The sequence below is a fragment of the uncultured Nostoc sp. genome (genome assembly GCF_964245575.1).
In the GTDB taxonomy this organism is placed as follows: Bacteria; Cyanobacteriota; Cyanobacteriia; order Cyanobacteriales; family Nostocaceae; genus Nostoc.
This window is the reverse complement of the sequence record NZ_CAXTNP010000003.1, coordinates 18153-36010: the sequence shown is the minus strand read 5'-3', so window position 1 is coordinate 36010 and position 17858 is coordinate 18153. Positions and strand designations below refer to the sequence as shown.

General features: G+C 40.8%; 19 protein-coding genes and 1 pseudogene. 14 read left to right on the top strand and 6 right to left on the bottom strand.

The features are described from left to right. Nucleotides 1-2 precede the first annotated feature (2 nt). Nucleotides 3-683 carry a tetratricopeptide repeat protein gene (locus ACFFAP_RS00920; protein WP_375509452.1) on the bottom strand — a complete coding sequence of 227 codons (681 nt, stop codon included), beginning with the start codon at nt 681-683 and terminating at the stop codon, nt 3-5. 632 nt (nt 684-1315) lie between these two features. Between ACFFAP_RS00920 and ACFFAP_RS00915 the strand changes: the two genes are divergently transcribed. Beyond that, the gene (locus ACFFAP_RS00915) at nt 1316-1642 is read left to right on the top strand and encodes a YbjQ family protein (RefSeq protein ID WP_196528493.1); all 327 of its coding nucleotides are present in this window, start codon (nt 1316-1318) and stop codon (nt 1640-1642) included. A gap of 320 nt (nt 1643-1962) precedes the next feature. Then, nucleotides 1963-2595: a hypothetical protein gene (locus ACFFAP_RS00910; protein ID WP_375509451.1), complete on the top strand. Its 633-nt coding sequence runs from the start codon at nt 1963-1965 to the stop codon at nt 2593-2595. A gap of 205 nt (nt 2596-2800) precedes the next feature. Here ACFFAP_RS00910 and ACFFAP_RS00905 read toward each other — a convergent pair whose 3' ends face one another. Together ACFFAP_RS00905 and sufR are read right to left on the bottom strand one after the other, a co-directional pair. After that, nucleotides 2801-3061, bottom strand: a complete 261-nt coding sequence (locus ACFFAP_RS00905) for a hypothetical protein (protein ID WP_229470514.1) — start codon at nt 3059-3061, stop codon at nt 2801-2803. A 222-nt stretch (nt 3062-3283) separates the two neighbouring features. Beyond that, the gene (sufR, locus tag ACFFAP_RS00900; RefSeq protein ID WP_375509450.1) at nt 3284-3967 is read right to left on the bottom strand and encodes an iron-sulfur cluster biosynthesis transcriptional regulator SufR; all 684 of its coding nucleotides are present in this window, start codon (nt 3965-3967) and stop codon (nt 3284-3286) included. A gap of 242 nt (nt 3968-4209) precedes the next feature. Here sufR and sufB point away from each other — a divergent pair, with 242 nt between their 5' ends. The 7 genes from sufB to ACFFAP_RS00865 all read left to right on the top strand — a co-directional run bounded on the left by sufB (nt 4210) and on the right by ACFFAP_RS00865 (nt 11365). Then, entirely contained in the window at nt 4210-5649 is a 1440-nt protein-coding gene (gene sufB / locus ACFFAP_RS00895; protein ID WP_375509449.1) for a Fe-S cluster assembly protein SufB, read from the top strand. Nucleotides 5650-5779: 130 nt separating this feature from the next. Beyond that, entirely contained in the window at nt 5780-6571 is a 792-nt protein-coding gene (sufC, locus tag ACFFAP_RS00890; RefSeq protein ID WP_375509448.1) for a Fe-S cluster assembly ATPase SufC, read from the top strand. Continuing rightward, nucleotides 6571-7950 carry a Fe-S cluster assembly protein SufD gene (gene sufD, locus ACFFAP_RS00885; RefSeq protein ID WP_375509447.1) on the top strand — a complete coding sequence of 460 codons (1380 nt, stop codon included), beginning with the start codon at nt 6571-6573 and terminating at the stop codon, nt 7948-7950. Before sufC ends, sufD begins: the two co-directional genes overlap by 1 nt. A gap of 64 nt (nt 7951-8014) precedes the next feature. Then, nucleotides 8015-9277, top strand: a complete 1263-nt coding sequence (locus ACFFAP_RS00880; protein WP_375509446.1) for a cysteine desulfurase — start codon at nt 8015-8017, stop codon at nt 9275-9277. A gap of 267 nt (nt 9278-9544) precedes the next feature. Further along, nucleotides 9545-10177: a Uma2 family endonuclease gene (locus ACFFAP_RS00875; RefSeq protein WP_375509445.1), complete on the top strand. Its 633-nt coding sequence runs from the start codon at nt 9545-9547 to the stop codon at nt 10175-10177. Between the two features lie 48 nt (nt 10178-10225). Further along, nucleotides 10226-10858, top strand: coding sequence for a Uma2 family endonuclease (locus ACFFAP_RS00870; protein ID WP_375509444.1), 633 nt, complete (start codon nt 10226-10228; stop codon nt 10856-10858). A gap of 111 nt (nt 10859-10969) precedes the next feature. Next, nucleotides 10970-11365: a hypothetical protein gene (locus ACFFAP_RS00865; RefSeq protein WP_375509443.1), complete on the top strand. Its 396-nt coding sequence runs from the start codon at nt 10970-10972 to the stop codon at nt 11363-11365. A gap of 18 nt (nt 11366-11383) precedes the next feature. Here the strand turns inward: ACFFAP_RS00865 and ACFFAP_RS00860 are convergent, their stop codons facing one another. After that, complete coding sequence (locus ACFFAP_RS00860; protein ID WP_375509442.1) at nt 11384-12337, bottom strand: pentapeptide repeat-containing protein; 954 nt, start codon at nt 12335-12337, stop codon at nt 11384-11386. A 324-nt stretch (nt 12338-12661) separates the two neighbouring features. Between ACFFAP_RS00860 and ACFFAP_RS00855 the strand changes: the two genes are divergently transcribed. Beyond that, nucleotides 12662-13174, top strand: a complete 513-nt coding sequence (locus ACFFAP_RS00855) for an Imm1 family immunity protein (protein WP_375509441.1) — start codon at nt 12662-12664, stop codon at nt 13172-13174. A gap of 37 nt (nt 13175-13211) precedes the next feature. Further along, complete coding sequence (locus ACFFAP_RS00850; RefSeq protein WP_375509440.1) at nt 13212-13433, top strand: addiction module protein; 222 nt, start codon at nt 13212-13214, stop codon at nt 13431-13433. 106 nt (nt 13434-13539) lie between these two features. Here ACFFAP_RS00850 and ACFFAP_RS00845 read toward each other — a convergent pair. Next, nucleotides 13540-13845 (bottom strand): annotated as a pseudogene (locus ACFFAP_RS00845) (hypothetical protein); the annotation flags it as partial. Between the two features lie 145 nt (nt 13846-13990). Between ACFFAP_RS00845 and ACFFAP_RS00840 the strand changes: the two are divergent. The 3 genes from ACFFAP_RS00840 to ACFFAP_RS00830 all read left to right on the top strand — a co-directional run bounded on the left by ACFFAP_RS00840 (nt 13991) and on the right by ACFFAP_RS00830 (nt 16853). After that, nucleotides 13991-15565: a lysostaphin resistance A-like protein gene (locus ACFFAP_RS00840; protein WP_375509439.1), complete on the top strand. Its 1575-nt coding sequence runs from the start codon at nt 13991-13993 to the stop codon at nt 15563-15565. A gap of 509 nt (nt 15566-16074) precedes the next feature. Then, nucleotides 16075-16350 (top strand): TM2 domain-containing protein, encoded by a 276-nt coding sequence (locus ACFFAP_RS00835; protein WP_375509438.1) that lies wholly within the window; start codon nt 16075-16077, stop codon nt 16348-16350. A gap of 269 nt (nt 16351-16619) precedes the next feature. Continuing rightward, a complete protein-coding gene (locus tag ACFFAP_RS00830) occupies nt 16620-16853 on the top strand; it encodes a hypothetical protein (protein WP_375509437.1) in 234 nt (77 codons plus the stop codon). Between the two features lie 43 nt (nt 16854-16896). Here ACFFAP_RS00830 and ACFFAP_RS00825 read toward each other — a convergent pair whose 3' ends face one another. After that, nucleotides 16897-17691, bottom strand: a complete 795-nt coding sequence (locus ACFFAP_RS00825) for a hypothetical protein (protein ID WP_375509436.1) — start codon at nt 17689-17691, stop codon at nt 16897-16899. Nucleotides 17692-17858 lie beyond the last annotated feature (167 nt).

Below are 17858 nucleotides of genomic sequence, written 5' to 3'. Positions count from 1 at the left end.
CCTCATCCTCCTAACTGTCGCAGCATGGCTTCTACCCTGTTGACGCCATCTGAGTCATTGCGCCGCTTGTACAAGTCACGGGCTTTCTGAAGCAAGCTGTTTGCTTGTTTGGTTTGTCGGCGCTGTTTATACATCGAACCCATTAACTCATAAGTCTGGGCGTTATTCTTATCCAAGTCGATTGCTTGTTGGTATGCCCAGCTAGCAGCATTATAGTCTCCCATCCGAGATTGCGTCACAGCCAATCCTAAATAGGCGTTAACGTTGTTACGGTTCAGCTGTATGGCCCGACGGTAGCCTTCTTTTGCCCCAGGTGTGTCCCCCAAATTCGCTTTGATGTAAGCCACGGCGTAGTAAAAATCACTATTGTTAGGGTTGATGGCGATCGCACGACGATAAGCTGTTAATGCCGCCTGGTAATTTCCCTGTTGAGCGTATAAATACCCAATACCTGAATGAATTTTAGCATTTTTGGCATCTAACCTAGCTGCTTGCTGATAAACTGCGATCGCACCACCATAATCGCCCGTATCCACTAACCTCCGTCCTTCTTCTAGTAGTTGCTTTAACTCTGGGTTTTTGCCTTGCGCCACTGATACCTGAGCCTGAGCCACTGAAGGTATAGTCAAAGAAAAACATCCTAATAACACCACACTCAGCACAAATGATGTTGGCTTGTACACAGTAAATTTCCTGAAATTTTAGAGGACTTTTTTCTTGTACATTAAAACAAAAATATGGACTTTTGAAAACTGTATTTCTTCGTATTAATTAAGATGTTAATAATTCATTGACTCTGTCTTTACATCAGCACTAAATTACAGAGTTTTTACTGAATAAGGAAGTATAAGATATCAAATTTAAATGAAATTACTCACGTATAACTCATTAGGCTAGCAAAATGACACTTTTTACTAGTATTTATACGTATAAGTCAGAAAAACCCAACAGGCGTCTAGCTTAATTTTAGAAAGCGAACCGCCAATTTTAGAGGATTTAACATTGATTCCTGCTTGTTGTTTTCTTGAAGAATTTGCTGACTTTGTATCCAATTATTCACAGTTTTATACTACCCTTTAGGAAGCCGCTATCCAGGCGTTTATATCCTTTTTTGGACATTACACGTTAAGATAAATTTAACAAGTTAAATGTTTTTTCAAATGCTAGTTTTTAGCCAGCAAGTGAGAGCGCAAATACGCTCGCAATCTAAAATTATGTAAGAAAATGTTTAGCAAGCTTGTATCAATTCAAACTAGTTTGGTATGTGTGTTTTAATAATAAATATCAACCTATATGCAATCTGGGAGGCTAATTTATGATTATAACTACCACTGATGTGATTCAAGGAGCCGTTATTGAGTCCTACTTAGGCATTGTGACAGCAGAAGTAGTCTACGGTAGTAATTTTTTGCGGGATTTTTTAGCGGGTATTCGAGATATTATTGGTGGACGCACTGGTAGCTATGAGCGTCTATTTGAGCAGGGTCAACGCAAGGCATTAGAAGAATTAGAACAACGAGCACAACGTTTAGGAGCAAATGCTGTGATTGGGATTGAGATTGATACTGGCACAATCAATATTGACCAGTCAGGAGTTCTTTTGCTGATTACTGCCACAGGCACTGCTGTGAGGATGCGTTAATTTTTGATTATTTACTTTTGACAATCGTTACAAAGTTTTGTCTTAACTCTAATTGCATACACAATTAAAGCTGGTTTCTCATAAAATTTAATAATTAATTGTGTTTTAATTTCAAAATTTTAATGAAATTTTATTGAATAAAAAATTATTCAGAGATTTAATATTAAAAATTGTTAAAAAAAATTCTCACTAAAGATATACCTATTAACTCTTTCTATTGATAGATATAAAAATAGATGATTTAGCTATTTAATTTTAAGCATAAACATGAATATACCTGAGCAGCAACTTTGCTGAAACAGCACTGGAGAACATAAGCTATGTCATACGTAAATCGGACAGGTAATGAAGGTATTGCTACTGAGCCTGTGGTAGCAGGCCGAGTAGCTGATTATCATGATCTTGTTCGCTGGGGGCCAATTATTTCTGGTTTGTTGGTTGCTTTAGCCACTCAATTAATTTTGAGTGCTATGATTGGTGCGTTTGCGGCAGGCACAGTTGAAGGTTCAGGTGCACCCAGAACAATTGCCTCTAACGCTGCGGGGAATGCGGGGCTTTGGTCAACTATCGCTTTACTAATTTCCCTATTTACTGGTGGTTGGGTTACAGCCCGTGCTTGTGGGCCGATGAACCGCAATACAGCTCTTCTTAACGGTGCAATTCTTTGGGCAACGACTTTAGCAGTTAGCTCATGGCTGTTAGCAAACGGAGTATCTGGTGCTTTTGGTGTTGCTGCTTCTAACGCTGGGGAAGTCATAAACCAGGTACAACAGCAAGGTGGTGTTAATGTACCACAAGCAAACATCAGTGCCCAACAAGCTCGTGATGCAGCAGCTAATTTACGTTCGGGATTGTGGTGGTTTGTGTTTGGTTCTTTGTTGGGTTTAATAGCCTCAATGATTGGAGCCGCAACTGGAGCTCGTAGTCCTCGGGCTAACAATTACAATGCTTAAATAATTGTTTGACAAACAAAATGTTGTTATCAACTTTAAAAGCACCTTTTTCAAGGTGCTTTTATGTTTATAGTGGTTCCCATATAGGTAAGGTACAGAAAAAATAATTAACCACAGATAAACACAGAACAGGAGGTGATTACTGTTGGCGTTACGTAGAGCTATTTTTAGGCTATACCGAAAATGCAAACTTTAGTACCACAGTTCACCATTTCAGATATGAACCTTCAATGCCCTGTTCACGTCGGATTTTGCCATCTTTTTCAAACCAGGCAATTACTTGCTGTGCTGTTAAATCTTCAATAGCAACACCGTACTCTTGAGCAATATGCTTCAAAAGCTTAAGTGATGAAATTGTCAATCTTGTTAAAAACTTTTCTGGGGAAGACAACAAAGCCGCATCTACTTTTGCTGACTCTTCCAGGGTTAAAAATTGTGTTGATGGTTGCTGTGGTGGTACATCCATAAATGAAATGCTATCTCAAATTTAGTTGGGTATTGGGCATTGGGCACCTGTACTCTCGCACTTGTGCCGAGCGACTTGTACTCTTGCTAGTCGAAGTAAACTGAGGGAAGTCGAAGTATTGAGCATGGAGCACTTGTGCCGAGCGACTTGTACTCTTGCTAGTCGAAGTAAGCCGAGGGAAGTCGAAGTATTGGGTATTAGAAAATGACTAATAACTAATGACTAATGACGAATTTGTACCAAATAGCCACAACGATGTTCGCCATCGATAATCCAGTGGGTGCGTTCTACGGTACAATCAGGTAAGACGGCTGCAAACATTTCTAATTCATGACCACAGATGCTGGGGAAAGACTCGGCAACATTGGAAATGGCGCAGTTATGCTCCATTAAGATAAAGCGATCGCTCTCAAAGGAGTCATTCACATCAACAGGATGACACTCTGCCATGAAGCCTTCAGCTTTTCTCAACTCTACTAAGTTGGCTACACGTTCTCGCAGTGAACCGTTACCCACGCGAGCGCGGTATTCTAGTGCTTTGCGCTCCCACTGTTTCTGTAAAATCCATTTGAATTGCTCGTGTCCTACCGTTTCGGCTAAGGTGTCTAGCAGCGAAACCGCAAAATTTCCGTGGCCATCGCCAAAGCGATCGCTCATTGTTCGGTGCAAGTGATCGCGTCCCTGACGACTCAGTTGATAAAGATGCTGCGGACGCCCCATCCCCGCCGCCTGTACTGTTGATGAATACAAAACTAGCTCCTCCGTCTCCAAATCCTTGAGATGGCGACGAATCGCTTGGGGGGTAACGTCTAAAACTTCAGCTAGCTCCAAAGCCGTTGCTTTTTCGTGTTTATGCAGATATTCTAGGATATCTTGCTTGGTTGAGGACTGGTGGGTAGTCGCCATCTTATAGTTGGTGCAAGACGTTCAGCGAACGTCCCAAAAATTTCTTTGAAAATTTGACTTTGACAACATTGTTGTTGTTAATTTAGCGTAAAATGAAGATAAGTTAAACAACATAGCTGTTGTTTTATTATCCACCACTATTCTAGCAGCCGTGTAACCATTCCGTAACGTGATATGGGAATCGGTTAGCCACAGCCCGCCTCCCATCCTAAAAGAGTTCTGAACAAGAGAGATTATTACTGATGAGTGCCACTGTCAAAACCTTAGTCAACCAACCCTACAAGTACGGCTTTGTCACCGATATTGAAGCTGACACAATTGAGCGTGGACTAGACGAGGACGTTGTTCGCTTGATCTCCTCTAAAAAGAACGAGCCGCAGTTCATGCTGGACTTTCGCCTCAGAGCTTATCGCCAGTGGCAAAAAATGACGGAACCAACTTGGCCTAATGTAAAGTATCCGCCAATTAATTATCAGGATATCATTTACTACTCAGCGCCAAAACGCAAGAAAGAAAAACTAAACAGCTTGGATGAAGTTGATCCAACCCTTTTAGAAACCTTTGAGAAGTTAGGCATTTCCCTATCTGAACAGAAGCGACTGGCAAACGTCGCCGTCGATGCGATTTTCGATAGCGTCTCTGTCGCCACTACATTTAAAGAAAAGCTAGCGGAAGACGGCGTTATTTTCTGTTCGTTTTCGGAAGCATTGCAGGAACACCCAGAACTAATCAAAAAATACCTGGGTAGCGTCGTTCCCATAGCTGACAACTACTTTGCCGCCTTGAACGCCGCCGTATTCAGCGATGGTTCTTTTGTCTACATTCCTAAAGGCGTCAAATGCCCAATGGAACTGTCTACCTACTTCCGCATCAACTCTGGTGACACGGGACAATTTGAGCGGACTTTGATTGTCGCCGAAGAAGGTAGTTATGTTTCTTACCTCGAAGGTTGCACCGCACCGATGTATGACAGCAACCAGCTGCACGCCGCCGTTGTGGAACTCGTCGCCCTCGATAACGCCGAAATTAAATACTCCACCGTCCAAAACTGGTACGCTGGAGATGCCAATGGTAAAGGCGGTATTTACAACTTTGTCACCAAGCGCGGTTTGTGTCAGGGTGTAAATTCCAAGATTTCCTGGACTCAAGTAGAAACAGGTTCGGCAATTACTTGGAAATATCCTAGTTGTGTGTTGGTGGGTGATAACTCTGTGGGTGAATTCTACTCCGTGGCACTGACAAATCATATGCAGCAAGCCGATACTGGCAGTAAGATGATTCACGTAGGTAAAAATACCCGCAGTACAATTATTTCTAAAGGAATCTCCGCAGGTAAATCCAGTAATAGCTACCGGGGTTTGGTGAAAGTTAACCCGACGGCTAAAGGCGCGAGAAATTATTCTCAATGTGACTCAATGCTGATTGGGGATAATGCTCATGCCAACACTTTCCCCTATATCCAGGTACAACATAACGCTGCGAAGGTGGAGCATGAAGCTTCTACTTCTAAGATTGGGGAAGATCAGTTATTCTACTTTGCTCAACGGGGTATTTCTTCAGAAGATGCCATTTCAATGATGATTAGCGGCTTCTGTAAGGATGTTTTCAATCAGCTACCAATGGAGTTTGCTGTGGAAGCTGATAAGTTATTGAGTTTGAAGTTGGAAGGCAGTGTTGGATAGGGCTTGTAGTCAGCACTTTAGTGCTGGAAAACCGTTCCGAACTGAAAAGATTAACGCTTGTAGTCAGCACTTTAGTGCTGCCTAAAAGCGCTAAAGTGCCTACTACGAACCAAAAAAGAAGAGAGACAACATGATTATTGAAAATAGTGAAATTGTGCTGTCAGTAAGGGATCTGACGGCTAATGTTGATGGGACACCGATTCTTAAGGGTGTAAATCTTGAGGTGCGATCGGGTGAAATCCATGCGATTATGGGGCCGAATGGTTCTGGAAAAAGTACTTTTTCTAAAGTGTTGGCTGGGCATCCGGCGTATAAGGTGACTGGCGGTGAGGTGATTTTCCAGGGGCAAAATTTACTGGAATTGGAACCGGAAGAACGCGCCAGAAGTGGTGTGTTTTTGGCGTTTCAGTATCCGTTAGAAATTCCGGGTGTGAGTAATTTGGATTTCTTGCGGGTGGCGTACAATTCCCGTCGCAAGGCGCAAGGTTTAGAAGAAATAGACGCTTTTGATTTTGACGATTTGATTGAGGAAAAGCTGGATGTGGTGAAGATGAATCCCAGCTTTCTCAGTCGCAGTTTGAATGAAGGGTTTTCTGGTGGTGAGAAAAAGCGCAATGAAATTCTGCAAATGGCGTTGCTAGAACCAAAGTTAGGAATTTTGGACGAGACTGATTCGGGTTTGGATATTGACGCGCTCAGAATCGTGGCTAATGGGGTAAATCAACTGGCAAGTCCAGAAAATGCCACAATTTTGATTACCCACTATCAGCGATTACTCGATTATATTGTGCCAGATTTTGTGCATGTAATGGCACAAGGGCAAATTATTACGAGTGGTGGTAAGGAATTGGCACTAAAATTGGAGTCTGGCGGTTATGACTGGGTGCTGGAAGAATTTGCAGCCGCTGAGGTGGGTGTGTAATGAGTATTCAAGTATCTCCTAGTCCAATTCCTAACTCGGATACAGTCAATTTGACATCTACTTTGCTAGAAAAAGATGCGTATCTAACTGAATTATTAGATCAAGTAACGGCAACGAAAACAGAAGGTTGGTTGCAGCATTTACGTGAAGGTGCTGCTAATTGGGTACGCCACTCGACTATTCCCACCACCCGCGAGGAAGAATGGCGATTTACTGATTTGTCATCTCTGCGACAGTTCCGATTTAATGTAGAGACGCAATCAATACAAACTGATATCTCGTCGCTGACTCTAAGCGAAGCGCCTAACAGTCGTTTGGTATTTGTCAACGGCGTTTATGCACCGGAGTTATCCGCAGTTTCAGATTTGCCATCTGGAATTATGGTGAGTAATTTAGCTGGCTTACCTGTGGTTGAGCAGGAGGGTGTACACCAGTATTTAGCTCAAGCTGAGGGAGCGCAGGAAGTTTTTACCGCTCTCAACACGGCTGGGATAAGTGATGCAGCTGTGGTGTGGGTGAAGAAGAATGTGGTAGTTGAGACGCCAATTCATCTGCTGTTTATTTCGGTTGCGGGTGAGACACCGACGATTTCACAGCCGCGTTGTTTGGTGGTGGCGGAAAGTGGTTCGCAGGTGACGTTGGTTGAGGAGTATACGAACCGCAGAGGCGCAGAGAGCGCAGAGAAAGAGGGAGTATCTTTTACTAATGCTGTTACGGAAGTTTGGGTTGGTGACAATGCTGAGGTGAGTCACACTAGGGTTGAGCAGGAAGGTGCAGAGGCTTTTCATATTGGGAAGACTGCGATCGCACAGGCTCGTGATAGTCGATATACTTGTCATGCCATAACTTTAGGGGCGAAGTTGTCGCGGCACAATTTGGAAATTTTGCAAACTGGTGAGCAGACACAAACTACTCTCAATGGGTTGACGGTGATTACTGGTAAGCAGTTGTCTGATACTCACAGTGCGATCGCACTCAATTATCCTCACGGTACAAGTGAGCAATTGCATAAATGTATTGTAGGCGATCGCGCTCATGCGGTGTTCAATGGTAAAGTTTTTGTACCCAAACTAGCGCAGTTAACAAATGCAGCCCAGTTGAATCGCAATTTGCTGCTATCATCTAAAGCCAGAGTTGATACCAAACCCCAATTGGAAATTACTGCGGATAATGTAAAGTGCGCCCACGGTGCTACCGTTAGCCAATTGGAAGATGATGAAATATTCTATCTGCAAAGTCGGGGAATTGATGAAAACGATGCTCGGAAGTTGTTAATTAACGCCTTCGCTGCTGAAGTTATTAACCAAATACCAGTTCCTTCTCTAGGAGAAATCCTGTTAAACACAGTCAATAATCTTAAGTCTCTGACTAATGACTAATGACCATTGTACAGACGCGATTAATCGCGTTTGTACTGACTAATGACTAATAATTAATCTACCAATGACTTTTACTCCTACCAAAACCCTTGCTGATAAAGTTCGCGCTGACTTCCCGATATTGCATCAGAAAGTCAACGATAAACCCCTGGTTTATCTCGATAATGCTGCGACATCACAAAAGCCTTTGTTCGTATTAAATACCCTACGGGATTATTACGAGCAATATAATGCTAACGTGCATCGCGGTGCTCATATCCTGAGTGCTAAAGCTACTGATGCTTATGAAGGTGCTAGAGATAAAGTTGCCAAATTTATTAATGCTGCATCGCGTCAGGAAATTGTCTACACCCGCAACGCAAGTGAGGCGATTAACCTAGTAGCCTACAGTTGGGGAATGAACAATTTGCAGCCGGGAGATGAGATTATTCTGTCGGTGATGGAACACCACAGTAATATTGTACCTTGGCAGTTGGTGGCGCAAAAAACAGGTGCATTACTGAAATTTGTGGAACTAACACCAGAAGAAACTTTTGATTTAGAACAGTTTAAAAAACTGATTTCTGACAAAACCAAGTTGGTGTCAGTGGTGCATATTTCCAATGCTTTGGGTTGCATTAACCCAGTGTCAGAAATTGGTGCGATCGCTCACAGCTACGGTGCTAAATTCTTAGTTGATGCTTGTCAAAGTGTTCCCCACTTCCCTATCGATGTGCAGCAGATAGATTGTGACTGGTTGGTAGCTTCTGGTCATAAAATGTGTGCGCCAACTGGGATAGGATTTTTGTATGGCAAGTTGGAATTGTTAGAATCAATGCCGCCATTTTTTGGTGGTGGTGAGATGATTGCAGAGGTGTATTTAGACCATTCTACTTATGCAGAATTACCGCATAAATTTGAAGCTGGTACACCTGCAATTGGAGAAGCGATCGCACTTGGTGCTGCAATAGATTATCTTAGCAGTATCGGCATGGATAAAATCCACGCCTACGAAGCAGAATTAACAGCTTATTTGTTCCAACAATTAGAGCAAATTCCTCAAATTAGAATTTACGGCCCCAAACCAAATGCTAAAGGTGAAGGTAGAGCCGCTCTTGCGTCATTCACCGCCGGGGAAGTCCACGCTAACGACTTATCTACATTATTAGATCAAGAAGGCGTTGCTATTCGTTCTGGACACCACTGTACTCAACCATTACACCGTTACTTAGGTCTTGCTGCAACCGCACGAGCAAGTCTATCTTTCTACAATACCCGCGAGGAAATTGATATTTTCATCAAAGCACTGAAGGAAACTCTGGACTTTTTTGCGGGTTTCCTTGGTTAAAGTTACAAAATATTCAGATTCTAATTGTGCCAAATATCAGCAATCTATCTTGCTAATATTTGGCACAATTTAATTATCTGGAGTTTAATGAACGTGAGGGCAATAACATTCAGACAAATTATGGTATTGTCATCACTCTAACTAACTAGAAGTTTCTCAAGCTCATTGGGCAAGTGCTTGAAATTGACTTGGGCGAGTATTATATTAATGAGATAAATAAAATCATCGGGATTTTATCTAACATCCTGATGAAAAAAGGATTGTAATATGCTTGTTAAGTTAACCCTTGCAGAACAAAGAACAGTCTTAGACAACGTTAGCTGGGAAACTTTTGAAGCCTTACTGAAAGATACAGGTGAGGATAGAGGTTCTCGGTTTGCTTATGACTGCGGTGTTCTAGAAATCATAACTCCACTTTTTGAACACGAAAATCCTAAAATTCAGTTTGACCGATTTATATTCGCTTTAGCAGTAGAATTAAAAACTAAAATTAGAAGTGCTGGTTCTACAACATTAAAACGTAAACCAATAGCAAAGGGAATAGAACCCGATAGTTGCTATTATATTCAAAATGAGCCACTAATTAGAGGTAAACAAGAATTAGATTTAACAACAGACCCAGCACCGGATTTAGCCGTTGAAATTGATATTACTAGTAGTTCTGTTAATAAATTTAATATTTATGCGGCTTTAGGTGTAGCAGAATTATGGAGATATAACGGTGAAGTTTTAAAATTTTATCAATTAGTAGAAAGCCAGTATATTGAGATTAAGTTTAGTATAGCTTTTCCTTTAATTTCTGTTAGTGATATGAATAGATTTATCCAGCAAAGTAAAACTATGGATGAAATTGATTTGGTGGAATCCTTCCGTGCTTGGGTGCGGGGAAAGATAGGTTAAAGCGTACCTAATTGATAAATATAATTACTGGCTTATTTTTTCTGAGATATGCTTGTCAAGTCAACGTCTGCTGAACAAAGAACAGTGCTACATAACATTAGCTGGGAAACCTTTGAAGCCTTGCTGAGAGATACAGGTGAAGATAGAGGTTCTCGGTTTGCTTATGACTGCGGTGTTTTAGAAATCATGACCCCACTTTTTGAACATGAAAATTCCAAAATTCAATTTAACCGTTTTATTTTAGTCTTAGCTGAAGAATTAGGAATTGAAATTAGAAGCGCTGGTTCTACAACATTAAAGCAGAAAATATCAAAGCGGGGAATAGAACCAGATACTTGCTACTATATTCAGAATGAACTAGCTATTAGAGGTAAGGAAACTTTAGATTTAGAAAATGATCCGCCGCCTGACTTAGCAATTGAGATTGACATTACCAGCAGTTCGGTTAACAAATTGGGGATTTATTCAGCATTGGGTGTAACTGAACTTTGGAGATACGACGGGCAAAATTTGAAATTTTATCAGTTGATAGAGGAGCAATATGTTGAGTGTAAGTTTAGTATTGCCTTTCCTATAGTTTCGGTGAGTGAGATAAGCAGATTTATTGAGCAGAGTAAAAGTATGGGTGAAATTGCTTTGCTAAAATCCTTTCGCGCTTGGGTGCGGGATAAGTTAGGGTAGTTTACAACAGCTACTATAAACTAATAAAATTAACGCTATTTTTGATAAAGTATTGTCAAATACTACAAAATTAGGATATTTTTATAATAACTATTAATTGGAAAAGTTCTTATGATAAAACTCAAGATAGATATTGATTGGATAATAGAAGTATTAAAAAACTATAATGAATTGGGTGAATTGGTTATAGATATGCAATCAAGCAAGGTCATTTTACTATCTAGGGATGGTGAAATTAATGATTTAGATTTTGAAGAATTAGTGTCTGGTAATCCCTATATCCAAATACTAGACTGTGTATGTAATTTTTATCCAGTAGATGAGCAAGGTAATCAACTTGAATTCAAGTCAGCCACAACATTAAAAGATGAACTGGGTTTAACCTCACAACAAATCAAGCAGTTGGGAGAGCCAGATGGGATCAGAAAAAATCCATATTTCAAGAATGGGCATCCAATGAAGTTGTATTCGGTAGATAGAATTAAAAAGCTATTTTCCATTTCATGAGAGGTTTACTCTACATTACTAATCAATATCAATATCAATCCAACGCATTCCAGCACTTACAGGGTCAAACCCTTGAGGAAATTCAGTACGTCTGTTGTAGCAAGCATCTGGAAATTTGGCATCGAAAATTATTGCTTCTTTAAGACTTGCGAAACTTAAATCTGCTCCTGTTAGGTCTGCACCAGATAAGTTTGTCTGTAATAGTTCTGCACTATTAAAGAATACTCCCTTTAAGGTTGCTCCTTGTAGGTTAGCTTTACCCAAATGTGCTTCAGTTAAGTTTGCGCCTGTTAAATCTGCCTCACTTAAATCGACTTCAAATAGCAATGCTTCGACCAGGTTTGCCCCTTGCAATGACACTTTAGGAGCAATTAAATACATTCCAGCAGTAACTGGATCAAAATCTTCAGGAAAACGAGTTTTTTCGTTATAAAAAGCGCTTTGAAAAACTGCATCTTGAAGTTCGGCGCTACTCAGGTCAGCTTCAAATAAACGTGCTGTTTTCAGGTTAGCTTTTCTCAGGTTAACTCCTTGCAGGTTTACCTTTTCTAGGTTTGTCGTCTCTAAGTTAGCGCCTTGCATATCTGCTGCAAGCAAGTCTGCCATACTTAAGTTTCTAACACCTCCTAAATCTGCTTGTCTCAGATTTACCTCTTGTAGGTTTGCTCTACGTACTTCTGTCCCTATCAACTTTGTCCCTTGCAAGTTTGCTTTTCGCAGATAAGCTCCTTCTAAATTTGCTTCTGATAAGTCGGCTTTTTTCAGGTTAGCTCCCTCCAGGTTTGCTCCTTGCAGGTCTACCTCCTGTAAGAATGATAATTGTAGGTTTGCTCCTCTCAGATTCACCTCTGACAAATTTACGACTGCGAGATATGCTTGTTTCAAGTTTATGTTTTGAAAATCTCTTTTTCCGTCTGCATAGAGTCTCAGGAACTTATCTACATTCGTCTCTGGAGTAAACCCTTGTCCCATACGTGTGCCTTCAAGTCTTTTGTAATGGTATTAAATATATTTAACCAGAAAGATTACCAAAATCTACGCTTGTATTTGTTTGTCCGAACTTACTCAACTCAAAGTATTGTATTCTTGTATCTCTAGATTCAGCTTTTGACTACTATAGAGACATAATCAAAATGCAGTATGTGGGCGCAACAAACATTGCCCCAGGAGAAGATGGCTATGTGTTCAAATTCTCAAGAGACAACGCCGCAGCCTTCATCAGAAGACACGAAAGCCAATGGGGAATCCCCACGTTTGTTGACTCCTGAGCAAATCCGGGTGGGAACAAATGTGATAATGACCTATGCTGAACGTCAAGCCTTTTGGAAAAATTCTGAGATTGGTAAGTTACTTGGTTTCGATCGCTGGCCCGATTTGCCACAAAAAAGCGAAACAAGTTTAGTATTCAAGCTATCAGCAGAAAAATGGGTTACTAATAGCAATCAAGGTGAGTTAATAAAATATCCAAATTGGATTCAAATCGAAGCAGCCATCCGCGAGTTAGATGACAAAAGCAAAACTTTAGTAACCTTGAAATATGATGATGAGACTTACATGAATATTGGAGGCGGTAAGTCAGCTAAATATGTTGTAAATGCAACTTTTAATAACAAATTTTTTGAGATTTTAGTTGATTTATCAAAATCTGATGAAATAGAAACATTAGTAGTTGGTGGACAAGAAAAAAATTATCCTGCGAAAATGTGTGTTTATTTGCTGCACTGTTTAGTAGCTGCTAGAACATTTACCGAATCAGGTAAACTAGATGCTTTACTTGATTGGGAAGAAGAGAAGGAATTTATAATCTAAAATAAGATTATATTGAGCAATAACATTAACAATAACCATGCACCCCATATTAAAAGTTGATATTTCAGAACTAAGCGTATCTGAACGTATACAGCTTGCCGAGGACTTATGGGACAGCATTCTTAATACACCCGATGAAGTTCCTCTCAACGATGAGCAAAAACAAGAATTAGATAGACGTTTGGAGATGCATCGCCAAAACCCAAACCAAGGTTCAACCTGGCAATCTGTCAAGCAAAGACTAGGTTTATCTGAATGAACTATCAGTTAATAAAGCGATCGCACCCCACAAAATCAACTCAAAGAATCTGGATCTATCCCCAACCTTCGCAATTCTTGTGCCAGCCTTTGAGCGCGTTGTTCCGCAGTGCCATAATTGGCATCACCTTTTCTTCCCACAAGGCATAACTTAAACGCAAGTTTTCATCAAAAACTCGCTCGACTCCCAAACTTAAAAACCCATCGGGCACAATCGGCGGTAGTTCAGGATCGTAATATATCCCCATATCAACGCCAAAAAACCAATCCATCCGGTTTGTCCACAGCCAAGCTAAGATGGCTTCTAACAAGCCCGGAATCAAATGTTGTAGTTGATTATCCACAGGTTCATCGTCTGAATCGGGCAGATCCTCGGCGGAGGGTAAGCAGTGCAATGGGTTGTAATTTAACATGGTGGGTGCGTAGGCGTAGCCCGTCGTAGACATCGCAGATTCATAGCAAACTTATAATATTGATGATATCTATCCACCTCTGACTTTTTCTTGCGATAATTCCCAAGGGGGACGCGCTCCCCACTGGTCAGTTAAAGGGGGATAGATGACACTCAAGCGGTTGATTTTAATTTTTATACTGACGCCTATAGCAGTTCTGTTGGCAGTTTCAGCTTTATTCGGTAGTTGGCAAGAACCTCAGTTCCAAAGTCGCCTAGAACTATACCAAACCAATATTGCTCTACAAGCCCAAGCTTGGCAATCAGAAGATAGCAGTGATAGCAATCTCCAGGCGATTCGGGACGCAATACTTGGTGAGCAACCCCTGGAAAACGCCACAAAGCAGTATCAAGAGGCGCGTCAATCAGTTGAAGCTAATTTAGATAAAGTTAACAATAAACTTGCACAATTACGCTCTCAACCTGAAATAACTCCCATACCTCCGAAACCTCTACCGGACGTTCCTCCCACTACTAAAACTTCTAAACAAGGACAGCAACAGTTACAGCAGTCCCTCAAGCAATTACAAAAATTACTCGCTGAATTAGACCTGCGGCTAGGAATTTTACAAGCACAGCAAGGACAGACGGATACAGCTCTTAAAACTTGGAGCAAATTACAACAACGCTCAGATATCAATCCAGAATTTGGAGAAACCGCAGTTGTATTAAGTGGACTGTGGAGCAATCCTCCCCGTCTGCTCCAAAATTCTCAAGAACGGATTCAAAAGAATTTAGAAGGTTGGTTCCGCTCTACTGCTTTGGTTCAGCTATACCAACTCCAGCAACGACAAGATGCTTTATCAGCAGTTAAAGCAGCACAACAAGAATCTGCTACTCAAGCGGTGATCAAATTAGCAGTTATTGGCACTATTCCCACCTTGGCAGCTTTAACTGGTCTAATACTGCTGATTTTCTTATTTGCTCAACGCTTGTTGAAAGGAAAAGCCTCGTTACTAGCTCAAAATGCTGATGTCCTTTGGTCAACACCTTGGGATGGTGAAACGATTTTGCAGGTTTTTGTCGTCGGCTTTTTCTTCATGGGGCAAATTTTTGTGCCTTTATTGCTATCACTCCTCCCGATCCCGCGTCCTGTGGGTGATGTGCGACTTCAGGCTTTTTATGTTTTAGTTAGTTACTTACTGGTAGCATCGGGTGCGCTGTTAGTGCTGTATTTTTCTCTCAAGCGCTTTTTTCCATTACCAGAATTTTGGTTTCGCTTCCGTTTTCAAGATAAATGGTTTTTGTGGGGACTGGGAGGCTATTGCGCGGCTTTACCTATAGTTGTGGTGGTATCTTTGATCAATCAACAGCTATGGCAAGGACAGGGTGGTAGTAACCCCCTGTTGCAATTAGCGCTAGAAAGCCAAGATGGTGTAGCACTTGGGATATTTTTCTTTACAGCAGCGATCGCAGCTCCATTTTTTGAAGAAATTCTGTTTCGCGGCTTTTTGTTACCCTCTCTAACTCGCTACTTACCCGTGTGGGGAGCGATTCTGATCAGTAGCTTATTGTTTGCGATCGCTCACCTCAGTTTGTCGGAAATTCTTCCCCTGACTGCATTGGGGATTGTCTTAGGGGTCGTTTACACGCGATCGCGCAACCTCCTTGCTCCTATGCTCCTCCACAGCCTCTGGAATAGTGGTACATTATTAAGTTTATTTGTTTTAGGTAGTAATTAGTACTAGATAATTACTATTGCTAAAAACAAAAATATCTGATTTTATCTGCATAGGTAAGAACAATTTACTAGTTATATCTCGTCATTGGTGCGATGGCGTTTCACGCCCGATGGAAGCGATGTCTACCACGGGCTATTCGGCATCGCAAAAAAATCCGGAAATAATACTGATGGACTTGTAAAAAGTGGTGTAGCAGTTTTCGCTGATTATTGAGGTTCATCCTTCTTAAGATAAATGTCTTATTTAAAAATCTGCAAAATTGCCGCACCAGGGTTTGCAATCATCAAATCTACCAAAAGTTATTAAGGAGCGCCAAATTTTCCGGCATAGCCGGAAGAAATTTTAACGTCTCCTCTGGGATAGAAGTACGCTGATTTTAGTTATTTGTCTTGGGGCTTACTTGTACTGAAAAAATTAAAAATATATTTATTAAGCAAGTAAATGTATTTGCTTTGATTACAATAAAGACTTTATTTTTATACATCACTTATCAAGGAGCAGCACAAAATATGTCAAATCTCAACCCCAGTCACCCTACCAAACAACTTCTAGCTGGTTACTGTGGCATTATCCTTGGAGGATTTGGGGTTCATAAATTTATTCTAGGATACGCTCCAGAAGGCTTTATCATGTTAGTGATTTCTGTAGTCGGAGGTTCTTTCACCTACGGTATTGCCTTGTTAATTATGCTAATTGTAGGTTTAATTGAAGGCATGATCTACTTGAATAAGCCCCCTGAAGAATTTGTAAATACCTACTTTGTGAAGAAGCAGGGCTGGTTTTAGTGCAAGAAGGTAGTTCATGCTGGAGGCTGATTATTTCTCTTTTTATTGATAAAAAGTTTTTGGTACATACCTCGCCCCTTCTGGGCAAAAAAAACTAATAATTAGGATTAATTCAAACCACGTCTCTTGTGGGCGTGGTTTCTCTTGGATTAATGACTAATAACTAATGACTAATGACTTTCGCGTTGCATTTTGATATGCTCATTCTCAAACCTAAACAGCTTAACTGGGGAATATTCTTCTTATTGGGCATAGGGTATTTCAGCGTTATGTCTCATTTGGAAATTAACTATTTCTTAAAAAGCCTGATTGTAATCATGCCAATGCAGGTGGTAGCTATTATCTATGTGACTTATCTACGCTGGAGCCGTCAACCCTTTGTGGGGGAATTTAAAATTCCAAATCACCGTTCGCGTAGCGTCTCCGATAGGAGAAGTTCAGATTTCCGGCGCTCAGAGTCCAGGGAAGCCGCCGCTTTGACTTCTCTCAAAATTAAAAACTAATGTAAAATATTTCTGAGTTGGCATTACATGCAAGGTGTTTAAATTATCTTCTTCGAGAAGATGCTAGCTTCTTGTTTATGAGTAAGCCACCAAGTCCAAAGAAGAAGAGAGCAAGGTTAGTACTGGGTTCGGGTACTGAGGTGACGTTATCAAGTGACTGAAATCGAATAAAATCCAATTGGTAAGCTGAATTCACACAACAATTAGGGAAATCAATACTGTCATTAGACTGGTCGCCAAATGCCACAGTACCAACTATACTTTCGTCTTGTGGTGTTACACCAATACGTGTTAGTACAGGAGTCGCAGTACCTGCAATGATGTCGTCAAAAGAGTTATCCACGTAGACATTCAGGTTGCCATCTATATAGCTAATTGCATATTCATGAAAAACAGAAGTGTCGATTGCAAAGCTATCCCCTACTAAGTCAGACCACTGTATACTTTTTTCGCCTATAGTTAATGAATTAGCACGATCTAGGGTGAAGGGTGACAAACCCAAACCATAGTCGAAAGAGTTGAAAGAAGAACGCAGTACTTTTACACCCATTGAAATTATATAGTTAGTAGCATCAATCTCTCTGGTATACAGATTAATTGCTGTTCCGGTAGTACTAACACTCAAGACATCACTCGGTCTACCAGTGAATTGTGGTGTCACCCTTATCGCACCATTCAGTTGATCTACAGAACTGTATAATTGCCAACCAACAGCTTCGGGTGTGCCGCTCCCGTCAAAGAGGAATGTTGCAGCTTGTGCCGCAGAAGGTAAACCAACACCAGCGCAGCCCAGAACAAGACCAGCAGTAGCAATGCCCAGTTTTTGAGTTAATTTCATTAAAAATTTTCTTCAATTTAAATTGGATCATTTAAGCCTTAAAACGTAGGTTAACACTTATAAGTAACAATGGAATGTGTTACCCACACTCTGTAAGTTTTATAAAGTAACGCGGTATGGAACAGTCATTGACCCTCAGCGAGATCCGATAAATTAAGAAATTTAAT